This window comes from Roseateles albus (assembly GCF_028595345.1).
Taxonomy (GTDB): Bacteria; Pseudomonadota; Gammaproteobacteria; order Burkholderiales; family Burkholderiaceae_C; genus Paucibacter_A; species Paucibacter_A albus.
This window is the reverse complement of record NZ_JAQQXT010000009.1, coordinates 70,136-87,746: the sequence shown is the minus strand read 5'-3', so window position 1 is coordinate 87,746 and position 17,611 is coordinate 70,136. Positions and strand designations below refer to the sequence as shown.

The following is a 17,611-nucleotide window of genomic DNA, read 5'->3' as shown; positions in this document are numbered from 1 at the left end:
TCGCCCGCACAGCCCATGCGATGCCCATTCTGTAGCCACACCGAGACGCAAGTTGCCGAGACGCGCGAGTCGGACGAGGGCGATGTGGTACGCCGCAGGCGTCGTTGTCTGGGCTGTGACAAGCGCTTCACCACCTATGAGCGCGCTGAAATCGCTCTGCCTGTGGTGGTGAAGAAAGACGGCACGCGCGCCGATTTCGATCCGAAAAAGGTTCGCGCTTCGATGCAGTTGGCTTTGCGCAAGCGACCTGTGAGCATTGAACAAATCGATGCTGCACTGGCCAAGATCGAAGAAACGCTTTTGACCAGTGGGGCGCGTGAGTTGCCCTCCACCCGACTCGGTGAACTTGTGATGCGGGAGCTCAAACGAATTGACAAGGTCGCTTATGTGCGCTTTGCGTCGGTTTACCGCAGCTTTGAAGATGTCGATGAATTCCGGCAACTGATTCGAGAGATTTGACCCCCCAATGGGGGATGCGCAGCCACCCCATCCCCCGCGAGTAGGACAGAAGTCCGCGCCACTGCGGCCTAAATTGTGCTCAGACCTCAACTGAGCACATGAGGCCCGCCATGCTCCCCTTGCCCAGCACGCCCTCCACTTGCCGCGGTTTCAGCTTGACTGAGCTTTGCGTGTGTGTTGCCATCACAGCCATTTTGATGGCCATGGCGCTGCCCGCGCTGGATCAACTCAGACAACGCCAGCGTCTTGAATTGGTGGCCCAGACCATGATGGCCGATCTCCAAGAAGCGCGCAGCCAGGCTGTCAGCCGGGCCGATGCCGTGCAACTGCGGTTCAGCCGCCATCCTGGGGGTAGCTGCTATATCTTGCATACAGGCTCCCCTGGGCAATGCCAGTGCGAGGCCGACGGCCATTCAGTTTGCGCCCCGAGCCAACAGGTCTTGAAGCTCGAGTGGACTCCTTCGACTCAGAACATAGCCGTCCGAGCCAATGTCAGCAATATGAGCTTTCAAGCGCGGCAAGGCGCAGTGACCAGTACCGGCAGCATAGACATCAGCGCCGCAAACGGCGAAACCATACGCCATGTGGTCAGCATTGCCGGCCGGGTCCGGACTTGCTCGCCCAGCGCTGAATTGCGCCGATTTCCCCGCTGCTGAACCCTCCCCCTTGAATTAGGGGAACACGATAAAAGGCCATTTCCCAAGGACAAACGGCGAGGTAAGGCCGCCTCAGCCGGGCACCAAATTTTCATAATCGCAGCATGGGAATAGCAATGTCCAAAACTTGCTTTGCAACCCGCGATCGAAGCGAAGCAGCTCCCGCAGCGACGGGATTTACCTTGATCGAACTGATGATCGTGATGGTCATTGTGGCCATCTTGGCCCTGGTCGCCCTGCCCGCATATCAAAAGCAAGTTGCCATGGGTCGCCGCGCTGACGCGATCAATGCCTTATCGGGTATTGCGCAAGCGCAAGAACGTTGGCGCAGCAATCGCGGCAGCTACGCCTCTTCATTGGGCGATGATGAGCTGAGTTTAGGCACTCAATCGCCTAGCCGGCATTACACCCTCAGCGTAGCAGGCGTGCGTGATCCGGTCAGTTTCAATTTTGGCTATATCGCCAAGGCAATCCCCGACTCTGCCAGCCCTCAAAGCAGTGACAGTGATTGCAAGACGCTGTCGATTCGCATGGATGGCGGTAGCCTCTTCTACGAGGCCAAAGACAGCAACGACCAAGACAGTTCAAGCAAATGCTGGCCAAAATGAATCTGCATCGCTCGCGGGTGGTCACGCATGTAGAAGTGCTGGTCGTCCGCGCCATCATCGACATCTTGCTGGGCCGGTAGGTGGCAATTTCAGCGGAGTCCCGGCATGCCCCACTTAAAACGCGTTCGCCACCAAGCCAACTGCGGCTTCAGCCTGGTGGAGTTGATGGTGGGCATTGCCATCGGCATGATTGTGGTGGCAGGTGCCAGCGTGATGATGACCAATCAGCTCGCGGAGCATAGGCGACTCACGCTGGAGACCCAGGTGCAGCAAGACCTCAGGGCCGCTGCCGATCTGATGCTGCGAGATTTACGCCGCGCTGGCTCATGGGCAGCGCCTCAGAATGGGGTGTGGTCACCCGGCGCAGCAGCGGCGCCGGTAGCGAACGCCTATGCCGCAACAAGCTTGACAACGGACAGTGGAAGTTCGGTCCTGGAATACAGCTATTCCCGCCACAAGGACAGGAACCGGTCGACCAGCGTCGCCATTGCCGACCCTGAAGACAATTTGATGAGTTCAAGCACCGAAAAATTCGGATTCAAAATCGAAGACGGCGGCATTCTCAAATTCCGCATCGGTGACCGATGGCAACCCTTGACCGACGTCAATGTCTTGGTCATCACCGCCTTTGACGTGGACCTGAGTGAACAGCAAATCATCTTGGAGGATCTGTGCAGTACGGCATGTCCAGCCAGCAGCACGACCTGCCCCCCAAAGCAAAGCCTTCGCCGCATTGACATCAGCTTGACGGGCCACGCCTTCCATGACAGCAGGGTGGAACGAACCATCAAGCTGACGAGCCGGGTTCGCAATGATCAGCTCATCGGAGCCTGTCCATGACGGCGCAAACGTGCCGAGACGAGCGTGGCGCGGCCACGCTTGTCGTCGTGATGGTGCTGTTTCTGATCATGGCCATGATGGCGGCCTACGCCAGTCGAAACGTGATTTTCGAGCAACGCATTGCGAGTAGCTACTACCGTGCCGGGGTGTCTCTGGAGGCTGCGGAGGCCGGTGCGGAATGGACGCTCGGCATGCTCAATGGGCTCAAAATTGATCAAGCCTGCTTGGCCAGCAACTCCGCAACCGATCGATTTCGCGACCGCTACCTGACTATTTCGTCCACCAGCCGAGATATCCTGCCCGCTGCGATTGTGAGCACGCCCGGCACTGCAACCAGGAAAATCGTCGCTGACTGCGTCCGCACTGAAGCACAAGAGGGTTGGGCCTGCAACTGCCCGACGGGGACTTGGTCTGCAGCTGCAGCCCCGGCCAGCGCAGGCAATATGCAGCCCAGCTTTAAGGTCAGCCTGATCTCGCCCGTCGCCAATCGAGCCGGCAATCTGCGCATTGAATCCGCCGGATGCACCAGCAGCATTGCGCAAAACTGCGACGCTGACGCCATGTCCAGCGATATGGCGCTGGCCCGCTCGGTCGTTCAACTGGACGCCGCACTGCTCAGTGCCTTGAAAGTACCGCCCGCCACTGCCCTGACCGTCAAAGGCAGCATCAACTTGGGCACAAACGGAATAGGGCTGCACAACAGCGAAGCAATCAGCAACGGCCTGCTGCTCTTGACCAGTGACGATGCTGTTCCCAATTTGCTGGAAACTCGCCTTGACAGTTTGCCGGGTACCCCCGTCCAACAGGGCTTGATATTCGCCGACCCGGTTTTGGCCTCAGCCTCCCCGGAGCAAATGTTCAAGATGTTTTTTGGCATGTCACTCAAGCGCTATGTGAATCAACCCGCGATGCGCCAGGTCACTTGCTCGGGAGACTGCGGGCCAGCTTTGGCCGCAGCCTACGCCAAAGGCACAAGGCTTGCCTGGGTCAGAGGTTCGCTCGACATCTTGAGCGCCACTGTTTTGGGGTCTGCCACCAGCCCGATGCTCATCATTGCCGAGGGTCCCGTTCGCATCGACGCGGGCCTGGAATTGACCGGCCTGCTCTACGCGCGCGGCAACACCATTTGGACCAACAGCTCCGGGCAGCCGGCCCTGTTGAAAGGTGCCATGCTGGTGGACGGTGATTTAACCGTCGACGGCACCGTCGACATTTGGTACCAGACGAGCGTGATGGACGAGCTGAAGAACCGTGCTGGCAGTTTTGTACGGGTTCAGGGGAGTTGGTGGAACTGAAATGTTTAAGCACTGGTCCAAGTGCAGCAGCACGTGCGTTCGCAGCTGTCGCAGCGGCAATAGCAGCAGGCATTTTGACGGTGGCGTCGCCTTGATCGAGGCCATGGTGGCACTGCTGATCATGGCGGTCGGCATGTTGGCGCTGGCCGGGCTGCATGGCAAGCTGCGTCGCGGCGCCGACCTGTCCAAGCAACGCGGCGAGGCAATTCGACTGGCTCAAAGAGAGATGGAGAGCTTAAGAACCTACTCGCTGCTGGCTCACCCTGACCCGGCCAATCCGGCAGCAGGGGTGCTGGCTTATACCGACATAGAGACACAGGCACCCAACACCAATGCCGGCGATCCGAACAGCAATGCTGTTTTTTCCCTGAGCCGCGTCATCACACCCTGGGCGGAGAACCAGTCAGCTCAAACTGCGGTCAGAATCCGGGTTGACTGGGTGGACCGGGCCAATAGCGCCCAATTTGTGCTGATCGACAGCATCATTTCGCGCGCGGACCCCGGCTTGAGCACGGCGCTGACCTTGGCTCCCACCGCCCTCACCGTACAAGGCCCGGCCGGCCGAGAAGCAAGCATTCCCGTCAGCGCCCATGATTTGGGCAATGGCAACAGCGTGTTCGTACCAACACGCCAAGACACCGTCGCCTGGGTGTTTAACAACCTGAGCGGCGTCATCATCGGCAAATGCACGGTCGCGATGGGCACTTTGGCCACAGGCCTAAGCAAGGAAGATGTGGCGGCATGCAGCAACAATACCTTTGGCTATTTGCTCAGCGGTTTCGTGCGCTTCTCACTCACCACCCCGCCCGATTCCAGTGCACCCGGCAGTCCGGCCCAGGCACTTGATGCGGGCCTCGTGCCCAGCGCATCAACACCTTCGCACGAGTGCTATGACGATAGCGCCGAAGTAATAGCAAGCGCAGGCACCGTCATCAGTTACCACTGCGCTGTCTACCCCAACAATTCGCTGCCTCGGGTTTGGTCGGCGCGCCTCAATCTCTCGGGCTTGCCGCTCGCCGATGGAGACCCAAATCAGCGCCGAATTTGTCGCTATTCGGCAGACTATGACGGCAACGGCAGCATCTCCAACGCCGAGCATCCGGCGGACTATGTCAATGTGAGCACGGCCTTGACGCGGCAAAACTTTCTGGTCATCAAGGCGAGCGAGAGTTGCCCCGCCGGCCATGCAGTCAATCCAGCTGCCGGCTACTTCAGCAACACGGCCACCGTCTTGCATCAACCCTGATCTGCGGGAAGCTCGCGCCGACTGAGTGACAATCCACGCTTTGCCCGCTGTACGACGACAGCGGGTTCAGTGAACAAGGATTGTCTGCAGTGTTCAAGAACTTGATGGTGTACCGCGTAGGGCTTGACTGGCAGCCCACGATCGAACAAATCGAAGACAGCCTGGCCAAGACGACCTTCGTTGAAACCGGCGCGACCCAACAGCAGTCGATGGGTTGGGCGCCACCTCGTGGCATCGAACATGCGCCGTTGATCGAGGATATTGGCGGCCACTGGCTGCTCAAGCTGATGATCGAACAGCGCGTGCTGCCCAGTTCGGTGGTGAAACGCCGCACCGATGAAATGGCCGAGCGCATCGAAGCCGAAACCGGCCGCAAACCTGGCAAAAAGCAGACCAAGGATCTGAAAGAGCAAGCGACGCTGGAACTGCTGCCCATGGCCTTTACCAAGCAGTCCGCCATTCGGGTCTGGATTGCACCGGCACAGCACCTGCTGATGATCGACGCCGGCAGCGCCGGCCGGGCCGAAGAAGTGGTGACCTTGCTGATCAAGGAGTTGCCCGGTCTGAATCTGCATCTAATTCAGACCGCCGAGGCACCCGCCAGTTGCATGGCGGCATGGCTGATGGACGGCGTGCCGCCGGAAGGCTTCACGATCGACCGCGAGTGCGAGCTCAAGAGCGTGGACGAGATGAAGTCGGTGGTGCGTTATGCCCGCCACTCACTCGACATTGAAGAGGTGCGCCAACACCTGACCGGCGGCAAGTCGCCGACACGTTTGGCCATGAGCTGGCGTGATCGGGTGTCCTTCATGCTCACCGACACCTTGCAGATCAAGAAAATCAGTTTCTTGGATGTGGTGTTCGAGGGCCGTGAATCGGGCGACAAGGACGAGGCTTTTGACGCCGATGCAGCGATCGCGACCGGCGAGCTGTGCAAGCTGATCCCCGAGTTGATCGACGGCCTGGGCGGTGAGCATGACTTTTTGGCGGCCGGCGCGGCCCTGGCTGAACAGCCTGCAAGGCCTAGCGTTCCTGCGCAGGACTCTGCGCCGCAACAGCCGCTTGCCGATGCCGAACCGGCGCCCTGGGACTGAGCTTTCATGCACGACAGCCCGATCTACTTTGCCGATGATTTGAGTGCCATGCGCCACGCGCTGGCGCTGGCCGAAGGGGCGATCGGTTTGAGCGACCCCAATCCGCGCGTCGGCTGTGTGATTGTGGCCACGGACGGACGGCTGCTGGGCAGCGGTCATACCCAAGCGGCGGGCGCTGCGCATGCCGAGGTGATGGCGCTGCGCGACGCACAGGCGCGCGGCGCAGACTTGCAAGGTGTGCTCATGCGGGGCGCCACTGCGTTTGTCACGCTCGAGCCCTGTTCGCATCACGGCCGCACCCCGCCCTGCTGTGAGGCCTTGATCGGTGCTGGCCTCGCTCGCGTGGTGGCGGCCATTGAGGACCCTAACCCGCAAGTTGCTGGGCAGGGCATGGCTCGCTTGGCTGCGGCCGGCCTGCAGACCAGCGTGGGCTTGCTGGCCGATGAGGCCCGAGAACTGAATATCGGTTTCTTCTCCCGCATGCAGACCGGGCTGCCATTTGTGCGCATGAAGATTGCCGCCTCGATGGACGGCCGCACCGCCTTGTTGAACGGGCGCAGCCAATGGATCACCGGCAGCCCGGCGCGCAGCGACGGCCACGCTTGGCGCCGCCGCGCGGGCGCCATCCTGACCGGCATTGGCACCTTGCGAGATGACAACCCCAGGCTGGACGTTCGCCTGGTGCCAACTGCACTGCAACCGTTGCGCGTCGTCATCGACTCACGCCTGGAAACCCCGGTCGACGCACAGGTGCTGGCCCCGCCCGGCGAGGTCTTGATTTATTGCGCGATCGATCCCCAGACGCAAGCGCCGCACGCGCAGGCCTTGCGCGCCGGCGGCGCCACGCTGATCGAGATAGCGGGTGCGAAGGCCAAGGTGGACCTCGCCGGCGTGCTGCGCGACCTCGGCACACGCGGCGTCAACGAGCTGCATATCGAAGCCGGTCACAAACTCAACGGCTCGCTGCTGCGTGAAGGTTTGGTCGACGAGTTGTTGGTTTATATGGCGCCCAAGCTGCTGGGGCCAGGCTTGGAGATGGCCGCACTCGGGCCCTTCGAGTCCTTGCAAGAGGTGCAGTCTTGGCGCTGGCTAGACTGCAGCATGATTGGCGAGGACCTGCGCCTTCGGGCCAGACCGCGTCGAGATTAGCCCGCCAATGCCAAAGCCTTGAGCGCCGCCCTTTACAATCGGGTTTATGCCCATATCACCTGTTTCCGAGCTGGTCGCCGAGTTAGCTGCCGGCCGTATGGTTATCCTGGTTGACGAAGAAGACCGCGAAAATGAGGGTGACCTTGTTTTAGCCGCCGAGCACGTCACCCCGGAAGCCATCAACTTCATGGCCAAATTTGGCCGCGGCCTGATCTGCCTGACCCTGACGCGCGAACGCTGCGAACGCTTGCAGCTGCCGCCCATGGCCAGCCGCAATGGCACCAAGCACGCCACCGCTTTCACGGTCTCGATCGAGGCCGCCACCGGCGTGACGACCGGCATTTCTGCAGCCGACCGCGCGCGCACCGTACAAGCGGCCGTGGCGCGCGGAGCCGAGGCCCGCGACCTGGTACAACCCGGGCACATCTTCCCGCTGCAAGCGCAGGACGGCGGCGTTTTGATGCGTGCCGGTCATACCGAGGCCGGCTGCGACTTCGCCCGCATGGCCGGTTTGGAGCCGGCCGCCGTGATCTGCGAGATCATGAAGGATGACGGCACCATGGCCCGTTTGCCGGATTTGATCGAGTTCGCCAAAGAACATGGCCTCAAGATTGGCACGATCGCTGCGCTGATCGAACATCGCAGCCGCAATGAGTCGCTGGTCACGCGCCTGTCCGAGCGGCCGCTGCTCACACCGCAAGGCGAGTTCAGCTGCGCCGTTTACAGCGACCGCACCGGCGGCGTTCATCTGGCACTGAGCCACGGCAGCTGGACGGCCGAAGATGATGTGATGGTGCGCGTGCATGAGCCGCTATCGGTACTTGACCTGCTCGACGCCGGCAGCAACAGCCATGCTTGGCCGCTGCCGCAAGCCTTGGCTGAGCTCAAACGCGCGCCGGCAGGCGTGGCCGTGCTCCTGAACTGTGGCGAAGAAGCCGCCGGCCTGCTGGCACGCCTGAATGCAAAGCCGCAGTTAGCCGCGCCCAAAGTCATGGACTTGCGCACCTATGGCGTCGGTGCCCAAATTCTGCGTGATCTGGGTGTGCACAAAATGCGCTTGCTCGGCAGCCCCAGGCGCATGCCCAGCATGACCGGCTATGGGCTGGAGGTCACCGGCTTCGTGGCCCCAAACAACAAGAACTGAGGACGAGCACATGCAAGCATCTGACAAAGGCGTGCCCAAATCGCAGGCCGCTTTGGACGGGCAGACCCTGCGCATCGGCATCGTGCAGGCAAGATTCAACGACGCCATCACCAGCCGCTTGGCCGAGGCCTGTATTGCCGAGCTGCGTCTGCTGGGTGTGGCCGAGCACCACATCCGCCACGTCACTGTGCCCGGCGCGCTGGAGGTTCCTATTGCCCTCAACGCAATGGCTGACAGCGAAGACTATGAGGCCCTGGTTGCACTGGGTTGCATCATTCGCGGCGAGACCTACCACTTCGAGTTGGTCGCCAATGAGAGTGGTGCGGCTGTCACGCGGGTCTCTCTGGACAACCAGATCCCGATTGCGAATGCAATTTTGACGGTTGAAAACGAACAACAAGCCTGGGCGCGCGCCGAGGAAAAAGGCCGCGATGCGGCTCGTGTGGCGGTCGAGATGGCCAATTTGATGGAAGAACTGCAGTGAGCAACAACGCCAAGGCCGACGCCAAGATGGACCCCAAGCCCGCTGCAAAAACAGCAAGCAAATCAAGCGACAGATCAGCGAGCAAGCGCCCGCAGGCCAAGTCGGCCCGCCGCCGCTCGCGGGAAGCCGCACTGCAAGGACTCTATCAATGGCTGGTGACCGGTGACGATGTGGCCACCATCGACGCCCATATGCGCGAACTGGATGAGTTCGACAAGGTGGACCGCGCGCACTTCGACGCCTTGCTCAATGGCTGCATTCTTGAAGCGGCCGATCTGGATGCAGTGCTCTCCCGCCATGTGGACCGCAAGACCACCGAACTCTCGCCGATCGAGCATGGCGTGCTGATGATTGGTGCCTACGAGCTCAAGCATTGCATGGACATCCCCTACCGCGTCGTCATCAACGAAGCGGTCGAGTTGGCCAAGTCTTTTGGCGGCACCGACGGGCACAAATACGTCAATGGTGTGCTCGACCGCTCGGCCGTCGATCTGCGGCCCGTGGAAGTAGCGGCCCGCAGCGCCAAGACCAACACCGCTGCTGCCGTGGCGCCCGACACCTTGAAATGAAGCTGGCGGGCCGGCTCGACCAGATCGAGCCTTTCTACGTGATGGAATGCGCCAAGACGGCTGCGGAAATTGCCCGAGGCCCCTTGTGCGACCCTGCCCTGGGCGGGCGGCGCATGATCTACCTCAATATCGGCGAGCCCGATTTTGTGGCGGCGCCCGCCGTCCAAGCCGCCGCCCAGGCCTGCATCAAAGACGGCCTGACCCAATACACCGCAGCCACCGGTTTACCCGCGCTGCGCGAGGCCTTGTCGGCTTGGTATCTGCAACGCTTTGGTTTGAATATTTCGCCCGAGCGCATAGTCATCACCGCCGGCGCCTCGGCCGCTTTGCAATTGCTCTGCTTGGCCTTGTTCGAGCGCGGCGACCGGGTGCTGATGCCCGACCCTTGCTACCCCTGCAACCGCCACTTTGTGGCCGCTGCCGACGCGCATGCGGTGCTGCTTCCCGCCGGCCCGGAGCAGCGTTTTCAGCCCAGCAGCGCCCAAGTTTGCGCGGCCTGGGATGATTTGAGTAGCACGCAAGCAGAAAACGACGACGCAGGTCAAAGCCGCGCCGTCTTGCTGGCCTCGCCCAGCAACCCGACCGGCACCTCGATTGCGCCTGATGAACTGCAAGCCATCATCGAAGCCGTGCGCGCGCGCGGCGGCGTGACCATCGTGGACGAGATCTACCTCGGCCTGAGCTACGACGAACGCTTTCAACGCTGCGCCTTGGAGTTTGGGGACGACGTGATCTCCGTCAACAGCTTCTCCAAGTACTTCGGCATGACGGGATGGCGGCTCGGCTGGTTGGTGCTGCCGCCGGACTTGGTGGCACCAGTGGAGAAGCTGGCGCAAAACCTCTTCATCTGCGCATCCAGCATCGCGCAATATGCTGCGCTGGCCTGCTTTGAGCCGGCCTCGCTGGCCGAGTTCGAACGCCGCCGCGAAACCTTGCGCGAGCGCCGCGACTTCATAGTGCCGGCCTTGCAGGCGCTGGGCTTCAAAGTGCCCGTCATACCGGACGGTGCGTTCTATGTCTGGTTTGACTGCTCCGATGTCTGCGCCAACAGCTGGGGTTTTGCTTTTGAGCTGATGAATAAAACTCAGCTCGCCCTGACCCCGGGGCGCGATTTTGGCCGCGCCGGCACCGAGTCATGGATGCGCCTGTCCTTCGCCAGCAGCATGGCCGATCTGCAAGAAGCAGTGGAGCGTCTGGGCTCGTTTTTGGCGGCCCGAACATGACAGACATCTTCAAGCGGGAAATGCGTGTTTACTGGGAGGACACCGATACGAGCGTGTTGGGGGTATGGACATGCTAGCAGCGTGATGAGATGGTATGGACACCAATAAATCCGAGCAGAGACTGCCGGCACCGCATGCAGAGATGGACCTTGAGCTGAAGGTTCGTGACTACGAATGCGACATGGGGCAAGTCGTCAACAACGCGGTTTACCTCAACTACCTGGAGCATGCTCGGCATGAGTTGCTTCAAAGCTTGGGCATCAGCTTTGCGCAACTGGCCAAGCGCAGCATTGACTTGGTTGTGACCCGCATCGAGGCCGACTTCAAAGCATCTCTGACAAGCGGAGATTCCTTTGTTGTTCGGACAGCGTTTGAACGAAAGGGACGGCTCCGCCTCGCATTCAATCAGTCAATCTATCGTTTGCCGGACAACAAGTTGATGTTGAACGCAGTCGTGATTGGCGCAGCCTTGAATGAACGAGGTCGGCCTACGATCCTGCCTGAACTTCTAGAATCATTCGGTTCGTTGGGTTAACAGTATTCCCTTGTCCGGGTATGAACCTGAAGCGGGCTAAGCTCGGTGCGATGGGGTGCAACGGTTGCTCAAATACGGCCGCTAGTTTAAGTTGGGTGCGCCGGGCTTTGAATTGAGTTTTCTAGAGGCCCCTGCCAGGCCGCCGGAGGCCCCTCCCCTGCGCATATTCGAAACTGCTTTGTCGTATCCCGAAGGCCGCGTGTTCATCTTTTGGACCTTGCAGCCCGTCTTGCTTTTGAGCTCCGGCTCATGACACCCACTTCGTCTCTGCGATCGGCTGGTTGTCTTGGGAGGAAATTTTTTCTTGGCTTTTGGCATTTCTTCAACTGCCTCGCTGTTGGATTTCTCCTACGCCGCTTCGGTCAGTGAATTCAAGGTTATGTTTGTCTTGAACGTCACAAGTTCTCGCGCTCTCAAATCACCCAATCGCCCCAGAGGGGTTTATACATCGGAGCGCCTGTAGCGATTGACGACCTTGCCTTTTGGCCAGGTGACGGCAGTTTCATACATGCGCGGGCAATGGAAATTGGGCTAAGTGAAATCTAGGGTTGGAAAACTTAATCCAGCTACGTCCGAGAAGTCCTCTGCATTGAGCAATCCAAGGTTGGGCAAGCCAGAATTTCAATGTCCCGTTTCGTGCATTGCGGGGATGAACAGCGAAATTGCAAACGGCGGCACCGCAGAGGCTGCGGTCATTGGCCGTTGAGAGCCGAACTCACGGTGCCGGCCACCCAGAAGTCACTGACCCGCAGCAGATATTGCGGCGCTGATGTCGGGTCTCGAATGTGCTGCAGTCATTCAGAGGAGCCGTTCACGAAATCGTCGGCCAACCGGAGCCGAATGGCTGCTGCTTGACCCGTCGAATAGGCGCGGTCGCCCCTATAGGAGCCGCTCGCTCCCTCGTCATCTACGGCAGCAGTGTGCCCATTGCGGGCATCCAAAGTCCCGATCTTTAAGTCAACGATTCAGCGGCTGCAGCCATTGGCGATCAAGGGCCAGACTCACGGTGCCTGCCACTCAGCGGTCACTGACCCGCCCCAGTGTTGGCTGCACCGATGTCGGGTATCGAATGTGCTGCGGTCATTCAGGTCGGCAACTCATTCGGCCTCAATAGGCCGCGGTCAAATGTCCGACGCTTGAACCGTCGAATAGGCGGTACCGATCCTTAGAAATCATTCGCGGTAGACAAGACCAGTCGCTCACTCCTCCAGCGATTGCCAAGAACCTTACATGCCGACGTTAACGATTGCCGCAGACGGTAGCAGAATCTTTGCACCCCGCAAGCAGAAACTAAGCACCTCAACGGCACCAACTACACCGGCCAGCTGCCCTGAATCAGCTGGATCACGGCCGCCGGCGGCACCGACTGCAGCAGCGATTGGGTGAAGCGGTCGCCCATGACCGGCTGGTAGGTCACCGTCGGCGTGTTCGACCAACTGCCCTCGCCGCCCAGCCGCAGCAGACTGGTGCCGGGGCTGTCAGTCGACCGCGCGCAAGAGCGCCGAGCAGAGCTATTCGGGTGAAAGACCATGGCCCGCAGGCGTGGACTCCGGCAATGACAGGATCCCAAGCAATCGAGCGAGCTTACCGGTCCAGTGGGAACTTGGTGCAACCCAATTTGGTGGAGATATCGCGACTGGCCGCAGTCAGCATCGCAATGATTTCCGGCGCCTTTTCCTCGTCATAGCGAAAGGTCGGAAAGGAAACGCTCATGCCGGCAATCGGCTGGTTCAGCCTGTCAAAAATCGGGATGCCCAGGCAGCGGATATGTTCATCGAACTCTTCCCGGTCTTCGCCAAACCCTTGTGCCTTGACGCGCTCCAATTCGACCAAAAACGCTTGCCGGTCAACAATGGTTTTGTCGCGAAAGCGCTTGAACTCGGCGCCGTCGAGGATGCGGTCGCGCCGCTCCGGGTGCTCCCAGGCCATCAGCACCTTGCCTATTGCCGTATTGTGCAGCGGCGCGCGCCGCCCTACTTTGGAATACATGCCCAGCGTGTGACGTGAATCGATCTTGTGCACATAGATGATCTCGCTGTCGATCAAGGTGCCCAAGTGAACCGTCTCGCCGGTCTTGTCGGCCAGCATCTGCATATGGTGCTTGGCCAGATCCACCAGATCCGGGTACTGCAAGGCCTTGGCGCCCAGTTCGAAAGCCCGCATGGTCAGGCCATAGCGCTCGCTGTCGGCTTGTTGATGCACATAGCCCAGCGTCATCATGGTCTGCAAGAAGCGGTAGACGGTCGCCTTGGGCATGGCCAAGCGCACCGACAGATCCGAAATGCCGGTCTCGCTGCGCTCTGACAAGGCCTGCAAGATCGCAAAAACCTTCAGTACCGCCGCAACCGATTCCGGTTGCTTGGCATCGTTTGACTCATCGTCCATTTGTTCCAAATGCCTTGGTAAAGCGTTTCAATTGATTTGAATTATCTCTGAACGGTTGCCCGCCCCCATGAGGGCTTGCACCGAGCGGGTGCAAGCCGACCAAAACTCAGGGTAGTGATTGATTGCGGTACTCCAAGAGACGACTGGCCTGCTCACCACTGTTAGCGAATGGCCGCCGCGAGGTTGACGGGTCCCAGGGCGCAATATGGGGCCCGAGCTGGCTGTCGCGCACCAGCGCTTGGCCGTTCGGCGACTGGCCAGCTAGCCAGGCCCCCTTGGCCACGCCCTGATCCCAGGCCCGGCCAAGCGCCGCCGAGCCGGCAGCCAAGCCGGGCTCCGCCACGAAGCGGCTGTGCAAAATCAAAAAGCCCAGCGCTTCAGCAGCCGCCGTGCTGGGCGCCAGCACGATGCCACCCTCCCCTGGGCTGCGCCGACCGGCGCGGCTGAGAATCTCGCTGTCTTCGATCACCAGCCGGGCGTTGCCGAACACAAAGTCGACATCACCGGCGATCAGGCTGGCCTGCACCCAGACCCGCGCAAGCTTGCGCGCATCCGCCGGACTGGCGGCATAAAAAGTGTCCTGGTGGCCGAGCAAGCGCACCTTGTGCAATTGCTGCCGGTCGCCGCGCGTCATCAGGGCCACCGCCTGCGCGCCGCCGCCCTCCCCGACCTGGGGCGGATAGCCGACACCCGCGCGCACGCCATCCATCGCGTCATTGACGATCGTCAGATGCGCCACATGCACCGCGTCGCTGAACAGGCTCAGCGTGGCGCTGCCCGCAGTGCCATAAGTGGCGGCGGCCAGATTCGGCACGCAAGCGTTGGCCGCATCTATCCCGGCCCGCTTGGGCTTGGCGCTGTAGTTGCCGTTGACCAGGGTCACGGCGGCCGCATCCGCGGGTTCGCCATACAAGCTGACGGGTGCCTTGTCCTGCACGCAGACGGTTTCGCGGTAGGTACCCGGCCGCAGGCGAATGAAGTAACGCCGCTGCCCGGCGCCGGCCAAGGGCACGGCATCGATCGCCGCCTGCAGCGTTCGATGCGTGCCGCTGGCGTCAGCCGCGACGATGAAATCGGCCGGCCAGCGGACCGCGTCCAGCAAGGGCTGCGGCTGCCAATCGCCGAGGTAGTCGGCGCGCTGATGGTGGCTGGCGTCGGCCTCACTGAGCTGCGGCCGGGGCTCGGCCTTGGCTTGGGTGAAAGCCGCACTGGCGCTCAGGGTCATCAGCAAGAGCCAGGCTCGCATGGCGCTTGAGCCTCAGCCCAAGTCGGCCAGGTACAGCGCCGGCTCACCCTCGGCGTCCGAGCTGAACAAGACCTGCTTCTGGTCCGGCGTGAAGCTGGGGTGCGGATGGGTGACCTGACGGTTGCCCTTGTAGACGCGCCAGCTGCTGTCATGCCTTGCGATGGTGCGCCGCGTACCGGCCTTCAAATCGAACAGATGCAGATAGGGGTCGTTCTGGATCTCATGGCCGCTGGCATTGGCCACGTCAACCGGCGAGCCGCTGCCGTCACCGACCAGCAGCGTGCCGTCGAAGTTACTCATTAAATGCGAGCAAGGCGGCATGGCCGTGATGCGCCGCGAAACCAGCGTGACCGGGTCCAGTGTGCAGATCCAGCGCTCGGTCTGCCCTTCCAGATAGGACACAAACATCATCTGTGAGCCGTCCGGCACCCAGAACTCATGCGTGATGCTTTCGCCCTTTTCATGCGTCTTGCCGCAGCGCATATGGCTACCGTCTTCATTGATGAACCACATGCGCGCGTCGATCAAGTCATGCGGGCCTTCATGGCAATAGGCGACCGTGTTGTCGTCAAAGGGCCGGTACTGCGGATGGCCGAGCCAGCCGTCCTTCTCCAGGATCACTTCGCGCTCGCCCGTCGCAAGGTCGATGCGGATCAAGCGGCAGCGCGGCTTCTTGTGGAACATCTCGTGGAACTTCTGCCAGTCGCTTAAGGGAAACCAGTCATCGGCATGGATCTCGATGCCGACCATCTGGGTGCAACTGCTGTTCGATACCCAAGTCCCATAACCGACCCAGCCAGCGGGCACGGTGTAGGCAACGTCTTCGCTCAGATTGTTCAGATGCAGGCGAATCAGCTGCCGCTCGGCTCGCACGAAGTACAGATATTTATCGTCCGGGCTCAAGAAGCCCCCGAAGGTGTTTTCACCCGCCTGGTCGGTCAGCTGGGTGGCAACCTGCGTTTCCAGATCGAGCAGGTGATAGTTCCAGTTCGGCCTCGCGGGATCACCAATATCAGGTCCAAACTCGGCACCAAAGATCAGCTTGCTGCCGTCATTGGTAAAGCATTTTTGGTAGAAATAATTCCGATGACAAGTCACATCCAAGGGCGTCAGGCGGGTCACGCGAGCACCGGTATCGGGGTCCTGGCGGGACACGAATTGCATTTGTCGCTGCGTTGATTTGCTCATGGTGATTGCTCTTCTTTGCCTGCTCGGCACATCAATAGTTTCAAGAAAATATGGGCCACCCTCAGCGTCAGGCTGAAGGTGGCAGCCATTGGCGGCTGCGGCCATCCGCTCGCCACCCAGCTCACTCTCCGGCTCTACGGCCCTCTCTCGTCATTCATGCCAGCATCTACTTGATACGCCTAAGTAAGGCATTACCCTCTTCGACCAGACGTTTTGCGGCCTCAGCGTCGGTGGTCTTGCCATAGGCGACCGTCTCGAACACCTCACGCATGAACTTTTGCATGCGCGCATGCTCGAACAGCGGCGACGGCAGCTCGATACGCCCGGCCTGCTTTTGCGCCTGGATCTGCGCATGGGCCTGCAGCTCCAGCGGCGGCAAGGCGTTCTCGCGCACCAACAAATCAAACTGGCTCTGCGCGCCGGGCACGCCACGGGTCTTGCCGAGGATGCGCGCGGCTTCCGGATCGGTCAGCAGGAAATTGATGAAGCGCGCCGCCAGCTCAGCCTTCTTGCTGTTGCGCCCAACCGCAAACATCAGCGAGGGACGGCCGAACATGCCGCTATTGGCCGCTCCGGGCAGGGTCGAGAACTCGCCCAGCGCCAGCTTTTGCTGCGCATCCAGCGTGCTGGCGCGCAAAGAGATCGCGCTGTCCCAGGTGTAGTTGCCGGCCCAATTGCCGACCACCCAATCCTGCTGCTGCTCTGTAGCCTTCTCGGCACCACCCAGGCTTGCGCGCAGCGGCAGCGGTGTGGCGGTGTGGCCGTTGACCAGTCGCTTATAGGTCTGCACCCATTCCAGCGCGGCCGCCGGGCTCATCGCCACGCGCGGCTGCTTGGGGTCCAGATAGGCGGTGCCGAGCTTCTGGTGCACATAGGCCTGCGACAGCAGAATCATGTCGTAAAGCTCACCGTCCAGCGGGAAGGCCTTAGGGCCGAGCCGCTGCTTGAAGACCGCGCCGGCGGCGAACAACTCGTCCCAGGTCTTGGGCAAAGGCAAACCGGCGCGATCGAAGGCCGCCTTGTTCCACAGGAATATCCGCGCGCTATAGCCGACCGGCAAGGCATTGAGTTTGCCTGCCACCATGCCCATGCTGAGGTCCTGCTCGCTGAACTGATTCAGCGCCAGCACATGGCGGTATTGATTCAGGTCGGTAAAGCCGGTGCCGCGCTTGGAGAACATGGCCATCCAGGCCCAATTGATCTGCATCACGTCGGGCTCGGAGCCGCCGGCGATTTGCGTGGTTAGGCGCTCCAGATAACCGTTGAAGCCCATGTACTCGGCCTTGATCTTAAGGCCAGGGTTCTGGCGCTCGAAAGCGGCAATCGCCTTCAGTGTCGCTTGGTGGCGGGCACCGCCGCCCCACCAGGCGAAGCGCAAGACGGTGGGCTCGGCAGCATCGGCGGCATTTGCTGGGGCGTTGGCCAAAGCGACCAAGCTGGCGGCGGCCAGCGCGAACAGCGAACGGCGTCTTTCAAATAAGCTCATATCA

General features: G+C 60.9%; 18 protein-coding genes. 13 read left to right on the top strand and 5 right to left on the bottom strand.

Annotated elements, in window-relative coordinates:
- The first annotated feature begins 15 nt into the window (after window positions 1–15).
- From nrdR to PRZ03_RS15165, 13 genes are all read left to right on the top strand, one after another.
- On the top strand, window positions 16–459 hold the full coding sequence (gene nrdR / locus PRZ03_RS15225; protein ID WP_263535450.1) for a transcriptional regulator NrdR: 444 nt from the start codon (window positions 16–18) through the stop codon (window positions 457–459).
- Window positions 460–557: 98 nt separating this feature from the next.
- Window positions 558–1,115, top strand: coding sequence for a GspH/FimT family pseudopilin (locus tag PRZ03_RS15220; RefSeq protein ID WP_338109614.1), 558 nt, complete (start codon window positions 558–560; stop codon window positions 1,113–1,115).
- A 116-nt stretch (window positions 1,116–1,231) separates the two neighbouring features.
- Entirely contained in the window at window positions 1,232–1,723 is a 492-nt protein-coding gene (locus PRZ03_RS15215) for a type IV pilin protein (RefSeq protein WP_273601099.1), read from the top strand.
- A 105-nt stretch (window positions 1,724–1,828) separates the two neighbouring features.
- Complete coding sequence (locus tag PRZ03_RS15210; protein ID WP_273601098.1) at window positions 1,829–2,563, top strand: PilW family protein; 735 nt, start codon at window positions 1,829–1,831, stop codon at window positions 2,561–2,563.
- The gene (locus PRZ03_RS15205) at window positions 2,560–3,858 is read left to right on the top strand and encodes a pilus assembly PilX family protein (protein ID WP_273601097.1); all 1,299 of its coding nucleotides are present in this window, start codon (window positions 2,560–2,562) and stop codon (window positions 3,856–3,858) included. The genes PRZ03_RS15210 and PRZ03_RS15205 overlap by 4 nt, the downstream gene beginning before the upstream one ends.
- A gap of 1 nt (window position 3,859) precedes the next feature.
- On the top strand, window positions 3,860–5,104 hold the full coding sequence (locus tag PRZ03_RS15200) for a type IV pilus modification PilV family protein (protein ID WP_273601096.1): 1,245 nt from the start codon (window positions 3,860–3,862) through the stop codon (window positions 5,102–5,104).
- Between the two features lie 89 nt (window positions 5,105–5,193).
- On the top strand, window positions 5,194–6,198 hold the full coding sequence (locus PRZ03_RS15195; RefSeq protein ID WP_273601095.1) for a recombination-associated protein RdgC: 1,005 nt from the start codon (window positions 5,194–5,196) through the stop codon (window positions 6,196–6,198).
- Window positions 6,199–6,204: 6 nt separating this feature from the next.
- The gene (gene ribD, locus PRZ03_RS15190; protein ID WP_273601094.1) at window positions 6,205–7,347 is read left to right on the top strand and encodes a bifunctional diaminohydroxyphosphoribosylaminopyrimidine deaminase/5-amino-6-(5-phosphoribosylamino)uracil reductase RibD; all 1,143 of its coding nucleotides are present in this window, start codon (window positions 6,205–6,207) and stop codon (window positions 7,345–7,347) included.
- A 46-nt stretch (window positions 7,348–7,393) separates the two neighbouring features.
- Window positions 7,394–8,491, top strand: coding sequence for a bifunctional 3,4-dihydroxy-2-butanone-4-phosphate synthase/GTP cyclohydrolase II (gene ribBA, locus PRZ03_RS15185; protein WP_263535443.1), 1,098 nt, complete (start codon window positions 7,394–7,396; stop codon window positions 8,489–8,491).
- Between the two features lie 10 nt (window positions 8,492–8,501).
- Window positions 8,502–8,975: a 6,7-dimethyl-8-ribityllumazine synthase gene (ribH, locus tag PRZ03_RS15180; RefSeq protein ID WP_263535442.1), complete on the top strand. Its 474-nt coding sequence runs from the start codon at window positions 8,502–8,504 to the stop codon at window positions 8,973–8,975.
- Window positions 8,976–9,001: 26 nt separating this feature from the next.
- Entirely contained in the window at window positions 9,002–9,544 is a 543-nt protein-coding gene (gene nusB, locus PRZ03_RS15175) for a transcription antitermination factor NusB (protein ID WP_263535580.1), read from the top strand.
- Window positions 9,541–10,767: a pyridoxal phosphate-dependent aminotransferase gene (locus tag PRZ03_RS15170; protein WP_273601093.1), complete on the top strand. Its 1,227-nt coding sequence runs from the start codon at window positions 9,541–9,543 to the stop codon at window positions 10,765–10,767. The genes nusB and PRZ03_RS15170 overlap by 4 nt, the downstream gene beginning before the upstream one ends.
- Window positions 10,768–10,861: 94 nt before the next feature.
- Window positions 10,862–11,302: an acyl-CoA thioesterase gene (locus PRZ03_RS15165; protein WP_273601092.1), complete on the top strand. Its 441-nt coding sequence runs from the start codon at window positions 10,862–10,864 to the stop codon at window positions 11,300–11,302.
- Between the two features lie 1,312 nt (window positions 11,303–12,614).
- Here the strand turns inward: PRZ03_RS15165 and PRZ03_RS15160 are convergent.
- The 5 genes from PRZ03_RS15160 to PRZ03_RS15140 form a co-directional block, all read right to left on the bottom strand.
- Entirely contained in the window at window positions 12,615–12,833 is a 219-nt protein-coding gene (locus tag PRZ03_RS15160) for a hypothetical protein (protein WP_263556718.1), read from the bottom strand.
- 53 nt (window positions 12,834–12,886) lie between these two features.
- Window positions 12,887–13,687, bottom strand: coding sequence for a DNA-binding transcriptional regulator KdgR (gene kdgR, locus PRZ03_RS15155; protein ID WP_273601091.1), 801 nt, complete (start codon window positions 13,685–13,687; stop codon window positions 12,887–12,889).
- A 106-nt stretch (window positions 13,688–13,793) separates the two neighbouring features.
- A complete protein-coding gene (locus tag PRZ03_RS15150) occupies window positions 13,794–14,933 on the bottom strand; it encodes a pectinesterase family protein (protein ID WP_273601090.1) in 1,140 nt (379 codons plus the stop codon).
- A gap of 12 nt (window positions 14,934–14,945) precedes the next feature.
- On the bottom strand, window positions 14,946–16,121 hold the full coding sequence (locus PRZ03_RS15145) for an oligogalacturonate lyase family protein (RefSeq protein WP_273601089.1): 1,176 nt from the start codon (window positions 16,119–16,121) through the stop codon (window positions 14,946–14,948).
- 166 nt (window positions 16,122–16,287) lie between these two features.
- Window positions 16,288–17,607: an ABC transporter substrate-binding protein gene (locus PRZ03_RS15140; RefSeq protein WP_273601088.1), complete on the bottom strand. Its 1,320-nt coding sequence runs from the start codon at window positions 17,605–17,607 to the stop codon at window positions 16,288–16,290.
- Between the last annotated feature and the right edge of the window lie 4 nt (window positions 17,608–17,611).